21 protein-coding genes and 2 pseudogenes are annotated in these 18,690 nt (G+C 38.4%); 20 read left to right on the top strand and 3 right to left on the bottom strand.

Annotation, left to right across the window (positions count from 1 at the left end; all coding sequences use genetic code 11):
• The first annotated feature begins 51 nt into the window (after positions 1-51).
• The 19 genes and pseudogenes from HUE98_RS12455 to HUE98_RS12370 form a co-directional block, all read left to right on the top strand.
• Complete coding sequence (locus tag HUE98_RS12455; protein ID WP_241420957.1) at positions 52-726, top strand: TraR/DksA C4-type zinc finger protein; 675 nt, start codon at positions 52-54, stop codon at positions 724-726.
• 239 nt (positions 727-965) lie between these two features.
• Entirely contained in the window at positions 966-1,409 is a 444-nt protein-coding gene (gene lspA, locus HUE98_RS12450) for a signal peptidase II (RefSeq protein WP_241420956.1), read from the top strand.
• Positions 1,410-1,425: 16 nt separating this feature from the next.
• On the top strand, positions 1,426-2,184 hold the full coding sequence (gene lgt / locus HUE98_RS12445) for a prolipoprotein diacylglyceryl transferase (protein ID WP_241420955.1): 759 nt from the start codon (positions 1,426-1,428) through the stop codon (positions 2,182-2,184).
• Positions 2,168-3,097, top strand: a complete 930-nt coding sequence (locus tag HUE98_RS12440; protein WP_320415607.1) for an RluA family pseudouridine synthase — start codon at positions 2,168-2,170, stop codon at positions 3,095-3,097. Before lgt ends, HUE98_RS12440 begins: the two co-directional genes overlap by 17 nt.
• A gap of 169 nt (positions 3,098-3,266) precedes the next feature.
• Positions 3,267-3,803, top strand: a complete 537-nt coding sequence (gene pyrR, locus HUE98_RS12435) for a bifunctional pyr operon transcriptional regulator/uracil phosphoribosyltransferase PyrR (protein WP_241420954.1) — start codon at positions 3,267-3,269, stop codon at positions 3,801-3,803.
• Between the two features lie 198 nt (positions 3,804-4,001).
• A complete protein-coding gene (locus HUE98_RS12430) occupies positions 4,002-4,211 on the top strand; it encodes a hypothetical protein (protein WP_241420953.1) in 210 nt (69 codons plus the stop codon).
• Between the two features lie 3 nt (positions 4,212-4,214).
• Positions 4,215-4,589, top strand: a complete 375-nt coding sequence (locus HUE98_RS12425; protein WP_241420952.1) for a spore coat protein — start codon at positions 4,215-4,217, stop codon at positions 4,587-4,589.
• Positions 4,590-4,825: 236 nt separating this feature from the next.
• Positions 4,826-5,260 carry a hypothetical protein gene (locus HUE98_RS12420; protein ID WP_241420951.1) on the top strand — a complete coding sequence of 145 codons (435 nt, stop codon included), beginning with the start codon at positions 4,826-4,828 and terminating at the stop codon, positions 5,258-5,260.
• 493 nt (positions 5,261-5,753) lie between these two features.
• Positions 5,754-6,152 carry an isoprenoid biosynthesis enzyme family protein gene (locus tag HUE98_RS12415; protein WP_241420950.1) on the top strand — a complete coding sequence of 133 codons (399 nt, stop codon included), beginning with the start codon at positions 5,754-5,756 and terminating at the stop codon, positions 6,150-6,152.
• Positions 6,153-6,158: 6 nt separating this feature from the next.
• On the top strand, positions 6,159-6,677 hold the full coding sequence (locus HUE98_RS12410; RefSeq protein ID WP_318036556.1) for a response regulator transcription factor: 519 nt from the start codon (positions 6,159-6,161) through the stop codon (positions 6,675-6,677).
• Positions 6,640-6,765 (top strand): LuxR C-terminal-related transcriptional regulator, encoded by a 126-nt coding sequence (locus HUE98_RS18155; RefSeq protein WP_318036498.1) that lies wholly within the window; start codon positions 6,640-6,642, stop codon positions 6,763-6,765. Before HUE98_RS12410 ends, HUE98_RS18155 begins: the two co-directional genes overlap by 38 nt.
• 55 nt (positions 6,766-6,820) lie before the next feature.
• Positions 6,821-8,620: a sensor histidine kinase gene (locus tag HUE98_RS12405; RefSeq protein WP_241420949.1), complete on the top strand. Its 1,800-nt coding sequence runs from the start codon at positions 6,821-6,823 to the stop codon at positions 8,618-8,620.
• A 977-nt stretch (positions 8,621-9,597) separates the two neighbouring features.
• The gene (locus HUE98_RS12400; protein WP_241420948.1) at positions 9,598-10,950 is read left to right on the top strand and encodes a B12-binding domain-containing radical SAM protein; all 1,353 of its coding nucleotides are present in this window, start codon (positions 9,598-9,600) and stop codon (positions 10,948-10,950) included.
• A gap of 58 nt (positions 10,951-11,008) precedes the next feature.
• On the top strand, positions 11,009-11,188 hold the full coding sequence (locus tag HUE98_RS12395; protein ID WP_241420947.1) for a hypothetical protein: 180 nt from the start codon (positions 11,009-11,011) through the stop codon (positions 11,186-11,188).
• Between the two features lie 76 nt (positions 11,189-11,264).
• Positions 11,265-12,284: a radical SAM/SPASM domain-containing protein gene (locus tag HUE98_RS12390; RefSeq protein WP_241420946.1), complete on the top strand. Its 1,020-nt coding sequence runs from the start codon at positions 11,265-11,267 to the stop codon at positions 12,282-12,284.
• Between the two features lie 28 nt (positions 12,285-12,312).
• Entirely contained in the window at positions 12,313-13,110 is a 798-nt protein-coding gene (locus HUE98_RS12385; protein WP_241420945.1) for a hypothetical protein, read from the top strand.
• Positions 13,111-13,155: 45 nt separating this feature from the next.
• Entirely contained in the window at positions 13,156-13,509 is a 354-nt protein-coding gene (locus tag HUE98_RS12380) for an SdpI family protein (RefSeq protein WP_241420944.1), read from the top strand.
• 28 nt (positions 13,510-13,537) lie between these two features.
• Positions 13,538-15,250 (top strand): ATP-binding cassette domain-containing protein, encoded by a 1,713-nt coding sequence (locus HUE98_RS12375; RefSeq protein ID WP_241420943.1) that lies wholly within the window; start codon positions 13,538-13,540, stop codon positions 15,248-15,250.
• A 280-nt stretch (positions 15,251-15,530) separates the two neighbouring features.
• Positions 15,531-16,103: pseudogene (locus HUE98_RS12370) on the top strand (reverse transcriptase N-terminal domain-containing protein); the annotation flags it as partial.
• A gap of 347 nt (positions 16,104-16,450) precedes the next feature.
• On the opposite strand, the gene HUE98_RS12365 reads toward HUE98_RS12370, so the two are convergent.
• Entirely contained in the window at positions 16,451-16,789 is a 339-nt protein-coding gene (locus HUE98_RS12365; protein ID WP_241420941.1) for a DUF6618 family protein, read from the bottom strand.
• Between the two features lie 10 nt (positions 16,790-16,799).
• On the bottom strand, positions 16,800-17,033 hold the full coding sequence (locus HUE98_RS12360) for a hypothetical protein (protein WP_241420940.1): 234 nt from the start codon (positions 17,031-17,033) through the stop codon (positions 16,800-16,802).
• Between HUE98_RS12360 and HUE98_RS12355 the strand changes: the two are divergent.
• Positions 17,002-17,751, top strand: a pseudogene (locus HUE98_RS12355) (ISL3 family transposase); the annotation flags it as partial. The gene HUE98_RS12360 and the pseudogene HUE98_RS12355 overlap by 32 nt on opposite strands.
• Before the next feature lie 180 nt (positions 17,752-17,931).
• On the opposite strand, the gene HUE98_RS12350 reads toward HUE98_RS12355, so the two are convergent.
• Positions 17,932-18,669, bottom strand: a complete 738-nt coding sequence (locus tag HUE98_RS12350; RefSeq protein ID WP_241420938.1) for a helix-turn-helix domain-containing protein — start codon at positions 18,667-18,669, stop codon at positions 17,932-17,934.
• Between the last annotated feature and the right edge of the window lie 21 nt (positions 18,670-18,690).

Below are 18,690 nucleotides of genomic sequence, written 5' to 3'. Positions count from 1 at the left end.
ACTGAAAGCGAGATTTTGTTTTTTACCCTATTAAAGGAGGTTCATTTGAACATGAACCAATACTTTTACCAAAGATTAAAAGAAATGGAGAAGCAAATAACTGTGGCCTTGGACAATATTACTGGTATTGGAGCTCACGAATCCTTTCGAGACAGTGTTGGAGAGCTGTCGCTTTATGATAATCATCCGGCGGATTTGGGCAGTGAAAATTTTGATAGATCTAAAGATTTATCACTGCATGAAAGCCGTTTGTTGGAATTACAGAAAATTCGGAGGTCTCTTAAAAAGATTGAAAAGGGGATTTATGGATCATGTGCTTCTTGCGGAAAAACCATAGAAAATTCCAGGCTGGAGGCCCTCCCCTATGCTGATCTGTGCATAAATTGTGCAGAAAAGGCCCAGGGTTTTCCCCATGCTGATTCCAGGCCCGTGGAAGAGGAAGTTTTAGATCCCCCGTTAGGGAAAGTATTTAAGGACAGACAAGATTATGTGGGTTTTGATGGGGAAGATGCCTGGCAGCAGGTGGCAGAGTTTAATCAACTGCCCCATGTGCATTACGAAGACGTGGATCCCGGAGAAGATTTAGAAGGTCCCCAAGGGATTGAAAACATTCCAACAGCAAAGGATCAAGGGGGAACTTTTGTGCAGACGTACTGGAAAGATGATCGCAATTTTGAACAGGGCAAAAAACCTTCTGGTAAAAATAAAAATAATCCCAAAAAGTGAAAACATTCAGCAGTATTGATTGAATTCTTCGGACCCATCCGGGTTCTTTTTTTTCGGGAAAAGCAGGGGGCGGTCCTCCTGCTTCCTTTCCTTACTTGCTTTATCCCTCCTGGCCCTGAAATATAAACGGTGAAGCAGGAAAATCCTCCCTTTGCTTCTATGCTTAGAAGGTTTGAGGTTTTAGGGTTGTCTATTTATCATGTTTTGTGCTAGAATGTAGAAAGTTAGGGGGGGATTTTTTGGTTTTACTGTTATTAGGAATTGGAGTCGTTTTTGCTGATCAAGTGTTTAAGTACCTGGTTGAAAGTTATTTGTATTTGGGTCAGTCTATCCCAGTTATACCAAACATTTTTCATATAACCCTGCTTAGAAATCCCGGGGCAATTTTTGGGGTTATGCCAAATGGCCGCTGGTTTTTTATTGGAATTACTATTGTTTCTTTGGCTGTAATGGCCCTGCTTATGCAGGAAATCCCCAGGGGCAAGAACTTTATGAGGGTTGGCTTGACTTTAATTATCGCAGGAGCCCTGGGAAATCTAATAGACAGGTTACGTTTTGGTTATGTTATTGATTTTCTTGATGTTGGTTTTTGGCCGGTCTTTAACATAGCGGATATGGCCCTGGTTATAGGTGCAGTTTTTTTCATTTATGAGTACTTAATGTACAGCTTTAAAAAAGAGTAATCAAGGGAGGGTTATAATGCATCCGGTCTTATTTGAGATAGGTTCTGTTAAAGTATATTCATATGGTGCTGCCCTGGCGCTGGCCTTTTTTTTAGGAGCGGTGCTGGCCATGAGGGAGGCTCCCCGGGTAGGTATTGAGCAGGAAAAAATTTTAGATTTATCAATCTTGATTGGAATTGGTGCCCTGGTGGGCTCCAGGATTGCTTATATTATATTGGATCTACCTTATTATTTGGAGACACCAATGAAAATTATCTCCAGAGAGGGGGGCCTGTCCTTTCATGGGGGGTTGATTGCCGGGTTTTTGATTTCATTTTGGTACCTGAAGCGTCATAAAATACCTGTGGGAGTAACAGCAGATCTGATTGCGCCATACGTTGCATTAGGATACGCTATTACCCGTATTGGATGTCTGATGTATGGGTGCTGTTATGGAAAGGTAAGCAATCTTCCCTGGGCATTGGCGTCATCCTTTGTAGATAATGCACTTCGGCATCCCACCCAAATTTATGCCAGCCTGATTAACTTTGTTTTTTTTGGGCTGCTCCTTTATTTGAGGGATAAAAAGCCTTTCCATGGTTACCTGTTTGTATTGTATGTTGGTTTTTATGGTTTATATCGTTTTGGCATCGAGTTTTTTAGGGATTCAGATGTTTTTTTTGGTCCCGTTACGTTGGCCCAGGCGATTAGTCTTTTGATGATTCTGGCCTCAGCCCTGCTTATAAGGCTTTGGCCCTGGAAACAGGTGGATAAAATCAGTGATAAAAAAATATAGTTTTTTAGTATCCCCTGAGGAAAGCGGCAAACGACTGGATATTTTATTAATGGAGAAAAATCCAGATATGTCCAGGTCCCGTCTGCAGGTTTTGATTGAGGAGGGACTAGTTTCTGTGAAGGGGAAAAAAATTAAATCTAATTATAGGGTAAAAAAGGGTGACAAGGTTTTTTTAGAGGTGCCTCCTCCCCGTGTAGTAACCATTGAGCCGGAAAACATTCCTCTGTCTATTTTATACCAGGATAAAGACATTGTGGTGGTGAATAAGGCTCAAGGTATGGTAGTTCATCCTGCGGCAGGTCATTATCAGGGGACTCTGGTTAATGCTCTTTTATTCCACTGCAGGGATTTGTCGGGGATTGGAGGGGAGCTTAGGCCGGGAATTGTACATCGTTTGGATAAAGATACTTCAGGAGTTTTGGTAGCGGCTAAAAACGATTATGCTCACCGTTCCCTTGCTTATCAGATGAAAAAACGTTCTATAAAGAGGGAATATCAGGCTCTGGTTCACGGAAGGATTGTAGAGTCCCGGGCAACCATCGATGCTCCTATAGGCAGGCACCATAAGGAGCGTAAAAATATGGCCGTAAGCAGCAAAGGGCGGGTGCGGGAAGCCGTAACTCATTTTGAAGTGCTGGAGAGGTTTAAAAAATATACCCACCTTCGCCTTAAACTGGAGACAGGGAGGACGCATCAAATCAGAGTTCATATGGCTTATATCAAGCATCCTGTTTTGGGAGACCTTCAGTACGGCCCCTCCAGGAATGAATTTAATTTAAAGGGGCAGGCACTGCACGCCGGCACATTGGGATTTGTACATCCTCAAAGTGAAAATTATATGGAATTTTCTGCTCCCCTGCCGGAACGTATTCAAAGTATTTTGAGGTTATTAACACAGGAAAAAACACAATAATTCTAAGTATACAGCGGTTCAGCCGGCAGAAACCTTGTTGACAAATAATCGGTTTATTGGTATATTTTAGTTGAAGAAAGTACCTTTAAACGGATCTGGAGAGATTGTGAGGAATAGATAGAGGGGAAAGTCCTTTTATATGGAGGGGCTTTTTTTCAGGAGGGTGACCATGTCCCAGTATAGAAAAATTATTATGGATGAAAGTGGTATGCGCCGGGCACTGACCAGGATATCACATGAAATATTGGAGAAGAATAAGGGAACTGAAGACCTGGTTCTGGTGGGCATTCAGACCAGGGGAGTACCCCTGGCTTTACGGATTGGAAAAAAAATTAATGAAATTGAGGGTGTTGAGATTCCCATTGCGGTTTTGGATATTACCTGTTATCGGGATGATTTGGATGAAACCAAGATGGTTGAAAAAGAAAAGGCCAGGCTTCCCTTTGAGGTAAATGAAAAAAAAGTGGTTTTGGTGGATGATGTGCTCTATGCCGGAAGGACTGCCCGGGCTGCCATGGACGCATTGATGGACCTGGGTCGGCCTAAGCTGATTCAACTGGCGGTTTTAATAGATAGAGGGCACCGGGAACTGCCCATCCGGGCGGACTATGTGGGAAAAAACGTTCCCACCAGCCGCACCGAGTTAGTCTCCGTCAATCTGGTGGAAACCGATAATGTAGATCAGGTGCTGATTGAAAAAGATTAAGAGTAAATAACCCCTATGGGGTTTTATTTTTTGTATTTTTACTCCTAAAAAGCAATTGGCAATAATTAATTGGCTTTCAAACATCACACGGGTGCTGCGCCGCAGTTCGCAATCTTTTGGTATAATTTTAGTTATATAACAAAAAATAAAAAAGTAAAAAATAAGAAACTAAATGCAGAAATCTTTGGAGGTGTTTTTTTGAACAATATTTCCAATAAGGAACTAAATTACATTAAAGATTATCTTTCCTGGGAACTTTTGATGGCTAAAAAGTGTTTTGAGTATTCCAATGAAGTGCAGATTCAAAACATTAAGGGACTTTTTGATCAAGCAGGCAAAATTCATCAGCAGAATTATCAGGTAACCTTAAATTACCTGGGGCAGGTAAGCCAGGAGGTGAACAGCTGATTTATGGACACTCAATCAACTATAACTACTAAAACCGGTGCCGTTAAAATCGGGAAAGAAGTTACGGCTCAGCTGCCTAAGAAGAAGGATGCCACCGTAAATGACCGGGACAGATTAAATGATATTTTGCTGCATGAGAAGCACATGCTTACAGGTTATAGTACCGGGATTAACGAAGTGTTAGACCCTATTCTTTTTAATCTACTGCAGGAGAACCGAGAACAGCTGCAGCAGGTCCATCAACAGATGCTGGAAGCGCTTTTTGATATGGGAGAGTATACGGCGGATATCGCCCTTCGCAATCAGGTTGTTGATGCTTATGATGTCTTTAGCGGTTACAAAACCCAGTTTCCTTATCCTGAGAATGAACTTCATTAATTAAGAACCCCATCGGTGAGCCGGCGGGGTTTTTTTAATAATTAACAAAATATAACAATTTTTTGGCAGGATAGGAGCATAAATTCAAAGAAGGTAAAAATATAAATTATTACAAAAAACTGTGGACTAGAATATTAAGAATTATTAATAATTGAAACAGTTTTGATGATTTTGTTGTCTATATTATAAAGAAGGTTTAAAAAAACTCTTATAAAGAGGAAGAAAGGACTTATTAAATGTTATTTTTTAGCCCCTTTAGGTTTGTATTCATGCTGTTTGTTTTTCTTCTGTTGTTCTCTACAGGATGTTTGAACTACTACAGCGCTCCCAGTTTAACCCTGGATTACCTGGATGCAGTTCAGGCCGTATCAGTGATAAAACCTTTCAAATTTTTTAATAATACTGCGGTGGAGATGGAAATAAAGGAACCTGAAGAGGTTGAGGTAGTAATGGAAACCTTAAAGAGTGCCAGTGTTAAGGGAGTATATAAGCCGGGGGATTCCGGGCTTCCCGATATGGGTTTCCCTGATTATTACCTGGATTTAAAGTTAGGGGAACTGGAGGTCAGGTGTTTTTACTGGAATGATAGACATATACTTTTGCCCAATTCATTGGGGACAGAACAGGCAGAGGAAAGATACCTGCTGGAACTGGATAGGGATATATTTTAACGGTTCCAGTCCCTTTTCAAATCAATTACTTCCGATAATGGTTTTGAGTTTGCCTTCCTAGTTAGCAAATAAACAGTTTTTTGTCTTGTCTTTTGTCCCCCTTTGTCCTCTTACATTGAAAAACTAAGTATAAAAATACCAGGGATATATCCCTGGTATTTTAGATATTCTACTGTTTTTCAAAGCTAAAAAATTTTGACCATGCTTTCTTCCGGTGTTACGTAAATGGTTTTGTGGTGGTCGTAAATTACCATCCCCGGTTTGGCCCCCCGGGGTTTTCTTATGTGCTAGAAACTGTTTTCCTGCAGCTTGAACAGTAATACTTTCGGATGTGAATGTAGTAATCATGTTTTGATAATATCGTTATGGAAGTAAAAACCGTGCTTATCTAAAGGCTTTTTTAGCACAACCACATGGGACAGCTAGAAAAATTAAGAAATATATTGTCGAATCTTTTAATTCTATTTGAGCGCCGCCAGGAGCAATTAATGAGTTGGGGAAGCTTGGGGAAAATCTGGGAATTATTGCTCAGATAAGTAATGACTTAAGGGATATTTTAGATTTTCACAATAAAAGTGATTTTAAAAATCAGAAACAAACCCTTCCTTATTTATACTTAACTAATGTTTTAACAGGGGAAAGGGCTAAAGAACTTAATCAACTTATAAAAATGGCAGGTAGCGGACAGGGAGTTTTTACTGAAAAAGAACAGCAGAGATTGACTAATATAATCCGGGAAGAGGGAGCAATTCATTATTGCCTGGTTTTTCAAGAAATGTTTCGGCAAAAAGCATTAAGTATATTAGAAAAGATTCAGGCAAAGGATGAGAGAAAAAGAAAATTAAAAAAATTGATTAATGTTATCTCGGGTCAGGATGAAGGTGGTGGTTAGGTGGAAATGGTCAATGGCAGGAAAATAAAAGTCTTAGTGGTGGATGACCATCCGGTAGTGGTACAAGGTATAACATCATTGCTGGTTGGAGAACCACAAATTAATGTGGTAGGAGTAGGGATGAATGGAGCAGAATGCTTAAGTTTAACTGAGGATGCCAACCCTGATGTAGTTTTGCTGGATATTAACCTGCCTGATGGTTGTGGCATTGATTTAATTGAAAAACTGAAAGAGATTAAACCCCAGGTAAAAATAATTATTATAACTGGACAGGATCCTAGTCCATATGTAAATATATCCATGAAAAAGAAGGCTGATCATTTTTTAGTAAAAGATTGCCACAATTATGAAATAATTTCTGCAATCTTTATCGTATTAGGTAAAGAACCGCCTTACCATAAAGAAATTAATAACTCAAACAACTTGTTAACAGCAAGGGAAAAAGAGATTATGAACATGGTTGCGATGAGTTTACATAATAAAGAGATTGCCCGGCAGTTTAAAGATTGCCACCAGAACAGTTGATTATCATGTCAGCAACATATTAACAAAATTAGGAGTAAGAACCCGTTTGGAGGCTGTACTAAAGTGGATAAAAACAGTCAACGCCTGAACTGCCTTTCCCAGGCAGCAGGCTTTTTTATTTTTTTGAAAAGGAGATTTAGGTCTTGTTATTAAAAAAATTAATCCGAAGCAATAAGTATACAGCTGCCCATATGGTTTTTATTATAACCTTTCTTATTTATTTTGGAACTACATTTTTTCAACCTTATTTGGGGATAAGTTTAGAGAAACTAGATGGTGACCAATGGGTGGTGATGCAGCTTGACCTGCAGGGGGAAGGCTATAAACAAGGAATTCAGATTGGAGATATAGTTGTGAAAATCGATCAGGATGATCCTGGGGTTTATCCGTCGGTAGAAAAATGGAGAAAAGTAGAAGGTGCCACATATTTAGAGATAGTCTCACCTGAAGAGGTAACAAGATTGATAGAAATTCAACCCACTCCATTTTTGCAAAATTTGATTCATGAGGCTCCGCAGGTGTTGTTAAGTCTTGCTTTCTGGGTAACAGGATTGGCAACCTTGCTAAAAAGGCCGTTTATTTTACATGCTCAGGTTTTATATTGGTTTAACTGGATTGTAGCCATGGCAGTAATTTTGGCTCCTGCCTCCGCTCGCCAAATATTGTGGGGTCGAGAGCTTGAGATAATATTTTTCTCTATAATTCCCGTTATGCTGCTCAAGCTCATTACTGTCTTCCCTCTTGAACGGAAAACTACCATTTTCGATTGGTCAATTATGGTATTTGCCTTGTTACCGGCTATAGCTATTTTGATGCTGTTGTTTCAAATTACTATAATTACCATAAGTGATTTTTTAATGTTGGCAGTAATGCTTAGTGTGGTCATTGCATTAAGTTCCCTTGTTATTTTAATGCTTAAAATAAGAAATAGAAAAGAAAAAAACCAGGTAGCAATAATATTAAGCGGTTTAACATTAGGTCTTTCTCCCTTTATAATTCTTACGGCTGTACCTGTTTTGTTTTTTGGTGAGCCGGTATTAAATCCCAGGTTTAGTGTGATGTTCTTACTGGTGCTGCCATTATCTTTTAGTTATGTGATTATTAATAAATACTTGCCCGATGGTAAAAAAATTTTTATAGCTGTAAGTACTTTTTTATTTTCTGCAACTCTAGCTGGAATTGTCAGCTCAATTTTTATAACACTTATATTTAGTGACCACTATATAAATCAAATAATATTTACTCAAGCACTATTTGCTGTTTTAATTTATGTTGTAGTTAAAGAAGGAATTAGCTATCTCTTATATAAAAAGGGGATTGCCGGGATAAAAGCGAGTGGGGCAGAGACGGAAAAATTGCAAAGCTTGCAGGTTTTGAAAGTTGTAAATAAAGCTTTGTTTTTCAATCTGGAAGAAGAAAAGAAAAAATTAGCAAGAGAGATTCATGATGGTCCGTTACAACTGGGGGTAGAGCTTAGTCGAAGAGTAAAACAAACTTCTCAGCATGATAACAGTGAGTCCCACATAGAACTCAGTGAATTAGCCGATGAATTAAACTTCCAGCTTCGTTCTATCTGCACAGAACTGCGTCCGGCTACTTTATCAGATTTAGGTCTTATCCCTGCAGTGGAACTATTGTGTCAACAACTAATGGAAAGACATCTCATAAACATTTCTTTGGGTTTAGATAATATATCAATTGAGCAGCGGTTTAATGAAGAAATAGAAACTGCAGCTTACCGGTTTATACAAGAGGGTCTAAATAATTCAGCTAAACATTCCGGCAGTGAAAAGGTTATAATTAGGATTTCCTTGAAAGATAATATGTTGAGTTTGTCTTTACAAGATTACGGAAAAGGGTTTGATAGTAAATTGGTCGAAGAGCGGGCACTGCAGAATAAGCATCTAGGGATAATTGGAATGAAGGAGAGGATTACCAGGTGAGACGGCAGGGTAACCATTAATTCCTTACCAGGTAAAGGAGTTTTACTTACAGCAAATATTCCCGTTTGAAGTGATAACAGATAAGACACGCTGACCCAAAAGCAAAATAATATGCTTTTGGGTTAATTTTTTTTTAAAAACCTGTAGGAATTACTGATTTTTAAAAAAGGTAAATATGGTAATGTAATAGTAATAGTTCAAGGCATGATTAAGGGAACATCGGTATGGGACTGGAACATTATACAACTAACATAGTATTTGTTCAATATACTCTAGACTACACAGGGCTCCTAGCAAATCAGCCCTAGCAAATCAGGAAGCAGTGTAAACAATAATAAAACTTGGTCAGGCAGTCATGTTCCTCAATTTAGTTCTGTAGGTGTTAAAACAGTAATTTTTACCGGATTGGGCTTGTTATCAAGCGGCAATGGGTTTGCAGTACTTCCACCTACAGATTCTACCTACATTTATTAAAAAATAGCGGAAACTGTTAAAGTTATAATAAGGGGTTGATAAAAAAACTGGAAATGCAGAGCGTATCTTCTAAACAACACAAAAGAACCGTCCCTCTGTGTTTCCAAAGAACCGTCCCTCTGTGTTTCTCTGTGTTTCTGTTTCAGTTTTGAAGTCCTGGTTTAAAAGATATTCTGCTACCGGCAGCTGGTGGTTTGAATCAGTGGTAGCTTAAGGCTTTCTCTTACGTTTTGAGTATAGCTTGTTCTCTTTTTGGATTCTATACAATCTGTTTCAGCCACATTTGGGGAATTTTGCTCGAACATCTTTAAGTAATTTAACCAGTTCATATATACCGCCGCTTTCACGGTGCTTTTGTTCGTTAATCCAGTTTCGCAATGTCTGAGGATTGATACCAAGGTTCTTGGCTACACTTGGGACGGACCATAGATATATATGTATATGACATTGATATGTTTATGAATTAGGTTGACGCAGAATTTAGGTGAAAAAAGGAGCTAAGTATGAAAGTATTACTAATCTATATGCCAGTACATAAGAGTCATGACTCGGTTGGAATGAGAATTATTCCGCCATCCGTACTTTACTATTTGGGTGGTATACTGGAGCGAGACGGGTTTGATGTTGATATAATTGACCCTCATGATGTGAGGCGATTTATGCCTATTGAGAATTGCCGATCAGAGTTTGTAATAAGCGTTACTGAACGTATTAGAAATGCGGATATTGTATGCTTGTCATCGAACACTCATAATTGGCCTACAACAAAAGACATGGTTGCCATAGTAAAGGAGGTAGATCCTTCAAAGAAGGTTATTCTTGGAGGTCTACATCCAACGTATTTTCATGAGCATATAATTCGGTCAACAGAAGCTGACTTTATAATGAGGGGCGAAGGAGAAAAGGCACTACCAGAGCTTTTACGATGTCTAGATGAAAATGAAGATGTGTCTAATATTGTTGGATTAACATGGCGCATTGGTGAGCAAGTATATTTAGCAGACAAAATTGCAAGAGTAGACAAGTCTGAGTTTATTACTGCACCATTACCACTATATGATCTGCTGCCTGACAATGCTTACAATATCATGCCTATTCATACATCAAGAGGATGTCGTTTTGCATGTAAGTTCTGCTCTATTCCTAGAAAGAGAGACTGGGTGGGGTTGGATTATACATGGGTGGTTGATCGTATCGAAAAAATTGTTGGGCACTATGCGAGTAAGTTCAACGATAAGTGCATATATATTACCGACGACTGCTTCACTGCTGATCCTCAACGAGCTACAAAACTCTTAAACAAGATGATTGATATGAATTCTGAAATGTCGATCATTTTGGAAGCAAGAGCAACTGACCTATTTGATGAAAATCTGTTGAATACATTGAAACATAAGAATATTGTAAGGATAGCAATCGGTATCGAATGCGGTTATGATGAGGGTCTTAAAAAAATCAAGAAAGGTCTAACAACCGATCAAATCTTAAGAACCATGGATAAACTTCGAGAATTTAAATTGCATGACAAGTTATTTCTATCATTCATTATTGGATTTCCTTGGGAAGGACTTGATGAATGCAGCGAAACGATTGAGTTCGCGGTTAGTCTAATAAAACAGTACGAATTGGATGCTGTTAATCTGAATTGGCTGACTTTGTTGCCTTCGGAATTATGGGATGAAAGAAATATTTACGGCATAAGACTGGAGCCATCAGTTTTCGATGACAACTACTATTTTGTATCACAGAAGTATTTCTTTGAAACACGTCCATTGCTTGATTCCAGTAGTGTCTTATATCTGAATAAGCTCATCAGTGACTATGAAGATCGTGGTGTGTATCTTCACAAGGCTTAGTTTTAAATGAAAGGGCCATTGATTATGAACTCAACATTAACAGGAAGGAGGTTACAAGATGGAATATAAAACTCCCATATTGGAAGATATGAATATGCTCAAAGACTCGGAAGGTAGAGTTAGTACGCAAGGTGTAATTGTACTGGGTGTTATTCTGGTTGGAGTTTATTCTGTTGCAGCAGCTACTGTTTTTGTGTTCGCAGCGACGGTGATCAATAAAATTACAACGCCTACTTAAGTTTTAGTTTAACTGGCTCTTTCATTTAACATAAAACACTAACTAAAGGATTACTATTCTTTGGAGGGAGAAACATATGTCAGAAAGAAAGTCATATATTCAAAAGCATTACCTTGAAAATGGAATCAATATACAAAAGGTAAACTCACCAATCATGATTGCAGTAGATGTTACGAACAAGTGTAACCTTCGGTGTGTACACTGTTTCAATAATAGTGGAGAAGGAAGCAGGAATGAAATGACTGATGATGAGCTTATAGAGCTGATGGATCAGATAATCGAATTAGCGCCGTTGTGCGTTTGTATATGTGGTGGAGAACCACTTTTGCGCCCTGTGATATATTATTTGATTGAAAAGCTATCAGGTAATGTTGGAACAATCAATATGGTTTCAAACGGCTACTATATAGACGATACTGTAGCTAAAAAACTTGTGGATAGTGGATTGAAACTATTGCAAATCAGCATAGATGGAACAACAAGTATGCAGCATGATACATTGCGAGGCATAAGAGGCTCGTTTGATAAGGCGGTTCGAGCGGTACAATACGCAAGGCAAAATGAGTTGAAAGTAGTTACATCATTGGTACCGAATAAGCTTAACCACGAATACATTGAGGAGTATCTTGATCGTTGTAAAGAAATGGGGGTTTCGGAAGTTCGGATGATGCCATTTATTCCTATGGGGCGAGGTAGCACGGCTGAAACATTATTACTAGACGGGGACGACTATGTAGTGTTACAACAAAAAATACTAAAAAAGAAACAGCAGTACCAGTTTGATAATTTCAAAGTTGAATGGGGTGATCCAATCGATCACTTATTAAGAATGCCATTGAACCAACAGTATGGCATGAAAGCATATGCAATGGAAGTAAAATCAGATGGATCAATAACAGTAAGTACATATCTCCCAATCCGAGTTGGGAATGTTCGGGAGCATAGTATGAAGGAGTATTGGGATGCTGGTTATGCTGATATCTGGGGTAATGAACAGTTCTTAAGACATGTAAATAAGATAGACAATATCTATGATTTTGATAGAGTAGAACCACGCCCGTATACAGGAGAATACATTGATATCAAGTTGATATAAATATATACCAATGGGGAGGAATATGGAGATGAAATACGAACTTGTGAATGAAAGTGATTATTTTATCAAGAAAGACTCAAATAACATGAGCCTTATTCTGATGAAAAAGACAGGACATCAAGTATTCTTGAATAAAATAGCAGTTTTCATTATGGAAGTTGCAAAGAATTTTTTTGATACTAGAGATCTTCTAAAAGAGTTGAAAGTTCAGTTTCCCAAAGTGGATATACGTGTTTTAAGAAATGATATGCATGAGCTGTTCCACCTAATGGAGGTATATGGCTTGCTACGTCTTGAAAAAACGAATACTGATCCAATGGAACATTCCGAAGTAATTGTTAAGTTTGCTGGAGATCGCGACTATGTAAGTGTTAATAAGTTTATCAAGGAATCCGAAGGAATGTCGCCATACAATTTTTGTCAGGTTGATTCCATTGAATATTTTGAGCCTGTGTCGATGCGCTTTCACACTTTCAATAACCAAGAGTATTATTTAGTAGCAAAAAGAGATGAAAAGATTATAGCAACGATGTCGGTAGTTCCTCCAGGTGTTAGCAACAAATCTTCGGTTGCGCTAATCACCTCATTCTTTTGTGATGAATTAATTGGGGAAGACGAACTGCCAAATCTCATTAACAAAATGATTAAGAGATTGGTTAAGCCTGCAGTGACAGATATATATAAGATAAGGATTAATCAAATATCAGGGCATGAGCATAATGTAATAGAACTGTTCAAAATACTGGGGTTTGAGTTGGAATGTACACTTAAAAATGAAATTCAAGGCAAAAGTCTGAGTATGTACACTTATACACTTGTGAGATAAGTGAATAAATTGTATAAATAGATTGTATAAAAGGAGGCGTATGTAATGTATGACTTTTTAAAGTTAGTAGCTTCTCCATTAGTATTGTTCATTGCGGGGATTCACTTTACTTTCCGTCCACCGATGGAGCGGAATAATATTATCGGATTCCGAACGAAGCTGTCTTCTCGAACAGACGATACATGGAAATTCGCAAACAATCTTGCTGGAAAATTCATGCTAGTATTAGGCGGTGGGTTGATTGTCATCATGTCAATAAGCTATTTTCTCTACTTGACTGATATTGAGCGACTAATTAGTTTTGCTGCACATGGAACAGTACTATCATTACTGATTACAATAATATTTGTTCAAGTCAATTTGAAAAACAATTTTACAAAGGATGGTCTTAGAAAATGAATATACTAATTTTATGGATGAGTTACGTATGAAGTTAAAAAAAATGATTAACAGGGTTGAAAAGCTCCGAATTGTTCGATTTATCAAAACATTTAATGCATTAAATCAGACAAGTAAATTCTATATACTTGTGATCATCGTTCTTGCGACAGTGAACATAGGATCAGGCTCCATTACGTCATTTTTTGCAAAGGCATCACTTGAAAGTATACTAGATGGTCGTTCATTGGAGTATTTATTGAAACTATCATTTGTAATAATTGCCTTGTATATTATTTTCTCGCTAACCAAGATTGTTGAACGGTATATGATTGCGCGAGTTAAGAATGAATTCGGATACTCAATCAAGAGTAAATTCTATGATCGAATTCAACGAAGTTCATACATTACGAATATTGGAAGTGATACAACTGAGATATACTACAGAATCTCAAGCGACCTAGCGATACTTACTTCCTTTTACTATAAAGTGGTTATTGACATTCCAGTGTATCTAATGAGTTTCGTTTTCTTTATAACAATAATGTACGTTTGGTCGCCAACTTTAACACTTTTTGTAATAACTATTAGTTTCCTACAAATTCTATCAGCTATAATGATAAAGAACCCAATCAAGGAGAATCGTGAAAAGCAAGTATATCATGAAACGGAATTTGCGAAAGAAATTGGGCGTCACTTCAACTCGATTGAAACAGTTAAACTATTTGGCCTAGAGAATCTTAAGCTTAACAAACTACAGCAATATATTGATAACTTAATAAAAATAAATATCAAATCGACGTTTACAATGTCTGTACTACAGTTTATCACAGGCATAGTAGGACAACTTGGTTTGATTGGCTTGCTGATTTTATCTGGGTATCATGTGTATCAAGGAAGCATCACAGCAGGAACGTTTATAGCCTTCTATATGACCACCGGTTTACTAGGGCAACCTATTAGTGCCCTTCTTGAGATTATTTTTGCTTTTGAGGAAGTTAATGTGAGTTATTTACGATATGTGCAGTTCTGCTCTGAATTTGATACGTATAATTACTCCGGTAGAAAAGTTGCTACTATGACTGAGAAACTTGAAGTATCAAATCTAACCTTTGGCTATCAAGCTGAGCGCCCGATACTAAATGGTGTCAATATGCACGCTTCACTTGGAGAGGTGATTGGGATAAAGGGTGCGAGCGGTGTAGGGAAGAGCACCTTAGCGAAACTGTTGATAAGGCTCTATAAGCCAGAACAGGGTGTTGTCAAAATTGATGGTACCGACATCAAAGAGTTTGAGAATAAGTCATTTAGGGATCAGGTAGCTTATTTCTCACAAACTCCTTTTATTTTGCCTGGCTCAATTCTTGAGAATCTTATAGGACATGTTGAAGAAGTGGACAATGATTTTCTCAAAGAGCTACTTTCTAGAACCGCGTGCGATAGTATAATAGAGAGTCAGAGTAAAGGGGTGCATACAAAAATTGGTATGGAAGGCGTAACTTTGTCGCTGGGGGAAGCTCAACGGATTGCACTTGTTAGGACATTAGTAAAAAAACCGAGGCTTGTTATTTTGGATGAACCCACATCTTCACTAAACGTTGAGTTGGAAAATACAATAATACCATTGGTGAAAGACTACGCAAATCGTTTCAATGCAATTGTTGTAGTAATATCACATAACAATGATATGCTTAAAAGCACTGATAAGTTATATACACTAGAACAAGGTGAATTGCGTGTGAGTAACAAAAAAACTGCATAATCTACTGAATCCTGGTGATTCGGCCAGGGTTTATTGTTGGCCGGGGGATCGGGTATATCAAATACTGGCACAATGCAGTCAACTTGGGAGAACCTGTCTGCTCTTCTGGAATTTAGGAGTATGATGGACAAGCCTTAATAGGCATAGAGGGCAGAAGAAAAGGATAAAAAGTGAATGCTACTTTTGTAATGAAAGAAGACAGGGGTTCAAACTTTGTCCTAACTCGAAAGAGTGCTGACTTATTCTACGGTATTTCTTGGCAGGATTGGATGGTAAACCTATGAATTTTAGTAATTCAACGACGGATAAAACCGAGAGACTAAAAGACACAAACGCACTAACCGCTCAATGGGAATCCATTGAATGGATGCATGTGCAAAAAAATGTCAATAGGCTACAATCCAGAATTGCCAAGGCAACAGTGAAGGGTGATAAGAACAAGGTAAAAAGATTACAATACTTACTAACACATTCATTCTATGAAAAAGCCTATGCGGTAAAGAAAGTTACCTCAAATAAGGGGAAAAACACCTCTGGTGTAGACAAAAAGCTATGGTCAACATCTGCGTCGAAAATGAAAGCAGTATTAACAAGTACCGATAAGCGCTACAGAACAAAACCTCTTAGGCGAGTCTTCATTAAAAAGAAGGGCAAAAACAAGAAACGACCGCTGGGAATACCCACCATGCATGACAGAGCCATGCAGACACTATATGCACTAGCATTAGAACCAGTGGCTGAAGTTACAGGAGACCACATTTCTTTTGGTTTTCGTAAGGGAAGAAGTTCTAACGATGCCTGTGAACAGATATTTTGTGTGCTGGCAAGAAAATGTTCTCCTACATGGGTATTAACTGCAAAAGATAAACTGGAAAAATAAGGTTGAGTAAAATCAAAAATTAGTATATTCTATTATTAATTAACTCTAAACTTCTAGGGACATGTCCTGAAAACAATTTGTGTAAGGTAGGTGAATAAATTGGAAAAACAAGAATTGATTGACTTTTGGAAAACTACTGTTGAGCGGCAAAATCGAATCCGGTCAAATAGCAAATTATTTTCTGTTAGATTTAATAGTGTAGCAACACTTTGATTTCAGTGTTTCACTTTAATATCAGTAAAACAGTACTTTACCGTCAAGGTTCAGTTTGAAAAACTGAACCACAATGTAGGGAACACTGTGGTTCGTTTTAATCATATTTATCTGTTTCTGCTCAAAGTCCGGAGGGTTTCTGCAACAGTGGCGGCATCTACGGGATTCATAAGTTGTGCCAGATGTTCGTTGTTCCAGAAGTAATCGCTGTATCCTGCAAGATCGCATCCTACACCAAAAGTGGGAATGCTGATAAAACTGCCATTTATATATTTTCCAACCATGAAAATGAAACCGCTTCGGCTTTCTATCTGTATTTCATAATGACTACCGTAATTGTGAAAGCGTTTCACATAACCGTCCCATTCCTCATAGTTACTGCCGATTTTTTCACGACAGTGGAAGGTTATGGGACATGAAAATACAGAAGTTTTTGTATTCGTCATGATGCACCCCCTAACCTAAAGCAAGGCTGTTGCTTGCAGCAAGAATGATTTCCGAGTCAATGCTCTGCTTTTTCATCTGTGCACCGAGCATGAAGGCACTGGTCATAATGGAATTAATGATACGAGGTGTTCCCTGACAGTATCCGGCAACTGCCCGGACAGCCGCTTCATCGATTATAGAGCGGGCAGCGCCGGCGGCTTCAATGCGGGAAATTGATGAAACCTCCAGCAAGCGTGGACACAATTACGTGAGTGTCTTTGTAGATTTAGATGAATCCAGTGTGCTCTATGCTACCGAAGGTAAAGATGCGAAAACCGTTGAATCATTCAAAGACGATTTGCAAAAACACAACGGTGAGCCAGAAAACGTTAAAGATATCTGTTGTGATATGTCACCCGCTTTCATCAAGGGTGCAGAAGAAAACTTCCCTCATGCAGCTATCACTTTTGACAAGTTTCATGTGATGAAAATTTTAAACGAAGCCGTTGACCAGGTAAGAAGACAGGAACAGCTTGAAAACAAATATCTGAAAAGCACAAGATACATCTGGCTGAAAAACCCTGAGAATTTAACAACAAAGCAAAATAATAAGCTTAAATCCCTTTCCAAGATGAATTTTAAAACAGCAAGGGCTTACAGCATCAAATTAAGCCTTCAAGAATTCTGGGCGATAGAGGACCTAGATACCGCTGCAGCCTATCTTAAAAAGTGGTATTTCTGGGCTACCCACAGCCGCCTTGAGCCAATCAAAGAGGTTGCTTATACCATTAAAAGACACTGGGATGGAATCATCCAGTATATTACCAGCAGAGTCAACAATGGCATCCTTGAAGGTATCAACAGCCTCATTCAGGCAACCAAAAGAAAGGCCCGGGGCTACCGTAATACTAAAAACCTGATCACAATTATTTATCTTACATGCAGTAAACTTAAAATGGATTTACCCAAGGCATTTATATAAATTCACTGATATAATAATGTCTTAGCTGAGATAAATTTAGGGCTCCATAAATGCCAAATATGTTAATTAATGTTAATGAAGTTTTCCACACTAAATAGCGAAGAGCCAAAAATTTATCGGCTATAGAGCAGAAAAACTATGCCGAAACTTCCAAGGAAGAACCCAGTGATCATGCGCCTTTCAAAAAACTTTCGGCATAGTTTTTTCTTCGGTATAATCCATATAAATTTTTTTACAAAGACCGTGACGTGCAACAGCTTCTTTCAAAACCAGCTGAAAATTGTAAGCATTATCATTGTAAAAAAATTTTGCACCTACAATAAGCCTTGAGTGGTCATCGACTATGTGATATAGAAACGTTTTCCGCTTTGTTCCGTTTTCAGTAATGTAAATGCTGTGGCAGGTATCCGCCTGGTACATATCACCTGGAAATTCCTCTTCAAAAGCTTTACGATCTTTAATGTTGAGATTGTTTACAGATTTGAGGTCGTTCTTCTTAATGAACCGCTGTACGGCAGAGACAGATACTTCGGACTGCTTAATAAAGCCGTCGGCAATAAGTTTTGTATAGATTAAAGTGGCATTAATGCGTGGGAACTGCTGCTTTAGTCTGAATATCTCCGCTATGGCGGTGTCCGGAAGTACACGGGATCCCCCTTTATCCGAGCGTGACCTTGGCATAAGGCCATCCATTCTGTCTTTTTTATAGCGGGCTTCCCATTTTTCAAAAGTGTTAAAATTTAGAAGCACCTCTCTACCATCCGGCATTTTCAGTGGTTTTTCTGCTATCTTTTTGTAGTAAGCAGTTTTGGTGGGTTCGGAAAACAGCCCCTGGATGACAGGAGCTATGACTGCAAAGCGCATATGGGCGGTTTGCACGGCTTCATTGTAAGATTTGTCATTAAAAGTATTACTCATGACATAAATCACCTCCTGGAG

Origin of the sequence: Candidatus Contubernalis alkalaceticus, from assembly GCF_022558445.1 — a bacterium.
In the GTDB taxonomy this organism is placed as follows: Bacteria; Bacillota; Dethiobacteria; order SKNC01; family SKNC01; genus Contubernalis; species Contubernalis alkaliaceticus.
The sequence above is the reverse complement of the archived record's forward strand: the minus strand, read 5'-3'. Positions and strand labels throughout refer to the sequence as shown.

Bases quoted from the DNA above. Each gene is read 5' to 3' on its own strand.
- HUE98_RS12455 (WP_241420957.1), top strand. From the start codon at position 52: ATGAACCAATACTTTTACCAAAGATTAAAAGAAATGGAGAAGCAAATA.
- lgt (WP_241420955.1), top strand. From the start codon at position 1,426: ATGCATCCGGTCTTATTTGAGATAGGTTCTGTTAAAGTATATTCATAT.
- pyrR (WP_241420954.1), top strand. From the start codon at position 3,267: ATGTCCCAGTATAGAAAAATTATTATGGATGAAAGTGGTATGCGCCGG.
- HUE98_RS12425 (WP_241420952.1), top strand. From the start codon at position 4,215: ATGGACACTCAATCAACTATAACTACTAAAACCGGTGCCGTTAAAATC.
- HUE98_RS12420 (WP_241420951.1), top strand. From the start codon at position 4,826: ATGTTATTTTTTAGCCCCTTTAGGTTTGTATTCATGCTGTTTGTTTTT.
- HUE98_RS12410 (WP_318036556.1), top strand. From the start codon at position 6,159: ATGGTCAATGGCAGGAAAATAAAAGTCTTAGTGGTGGATGACCATCCG.
- HUE98_RS12400 (WP_241420948.1), top strand. From the start codon at position 9,598: ATGAAAGTATTACTAATCTATATGCCAGTACATAAGAGTCATGACTCG.
- HUE98_RS12395 (WP_241420947.1), top strand. From the start codon at position 11,009: ATGGAATATAAAACTCCCATATTGGAAGATATGAATATGCTCAAAGAC.
- HUE98_RS12390 (WP_241420946.1), top strand. From the start codon at position 11,265: ATGTCAGAAAGAAAGTCATATATTCAAAAGCATTACCTTGAAAATGGA.
- HUE98_RS12385 (WP_241420945.1), top strand. From the start codon at position 12,313: ATGAAATACGAACTTGTGAATGAAAGTGATTATTTTATCAAGAAAGAC.
- HUE98_RS12380 (WP_241420944.1), top strand. From the start codon at position 13,156: ATGTATGACTTTTTAAAGTTAGTAGCTTCTCCATTAGTATTGTTCATT.
- HUE98_RS12375 (WP_241420943.1), top strand. From the start codon at position 13,538: ATGAAGTTAAAAAAAATGATTAACAGGGTTGAAAAGCTCCGAATTGTT.
- HUE98_RS12365 (WP_241420941.1), bottom strand. From the start codon at position 16,789: ATGACGAATACAAAAACTTCTGTATTTTCATGTCCCATAACCTTCCAC.
- HUE98_RS12350 (WP_241420938.1), bottom strand. From the start codon at position 18,669: ATGAGTAATACTTTTAATGACAAATCTTACAATGAAGCCGTGCAAACC.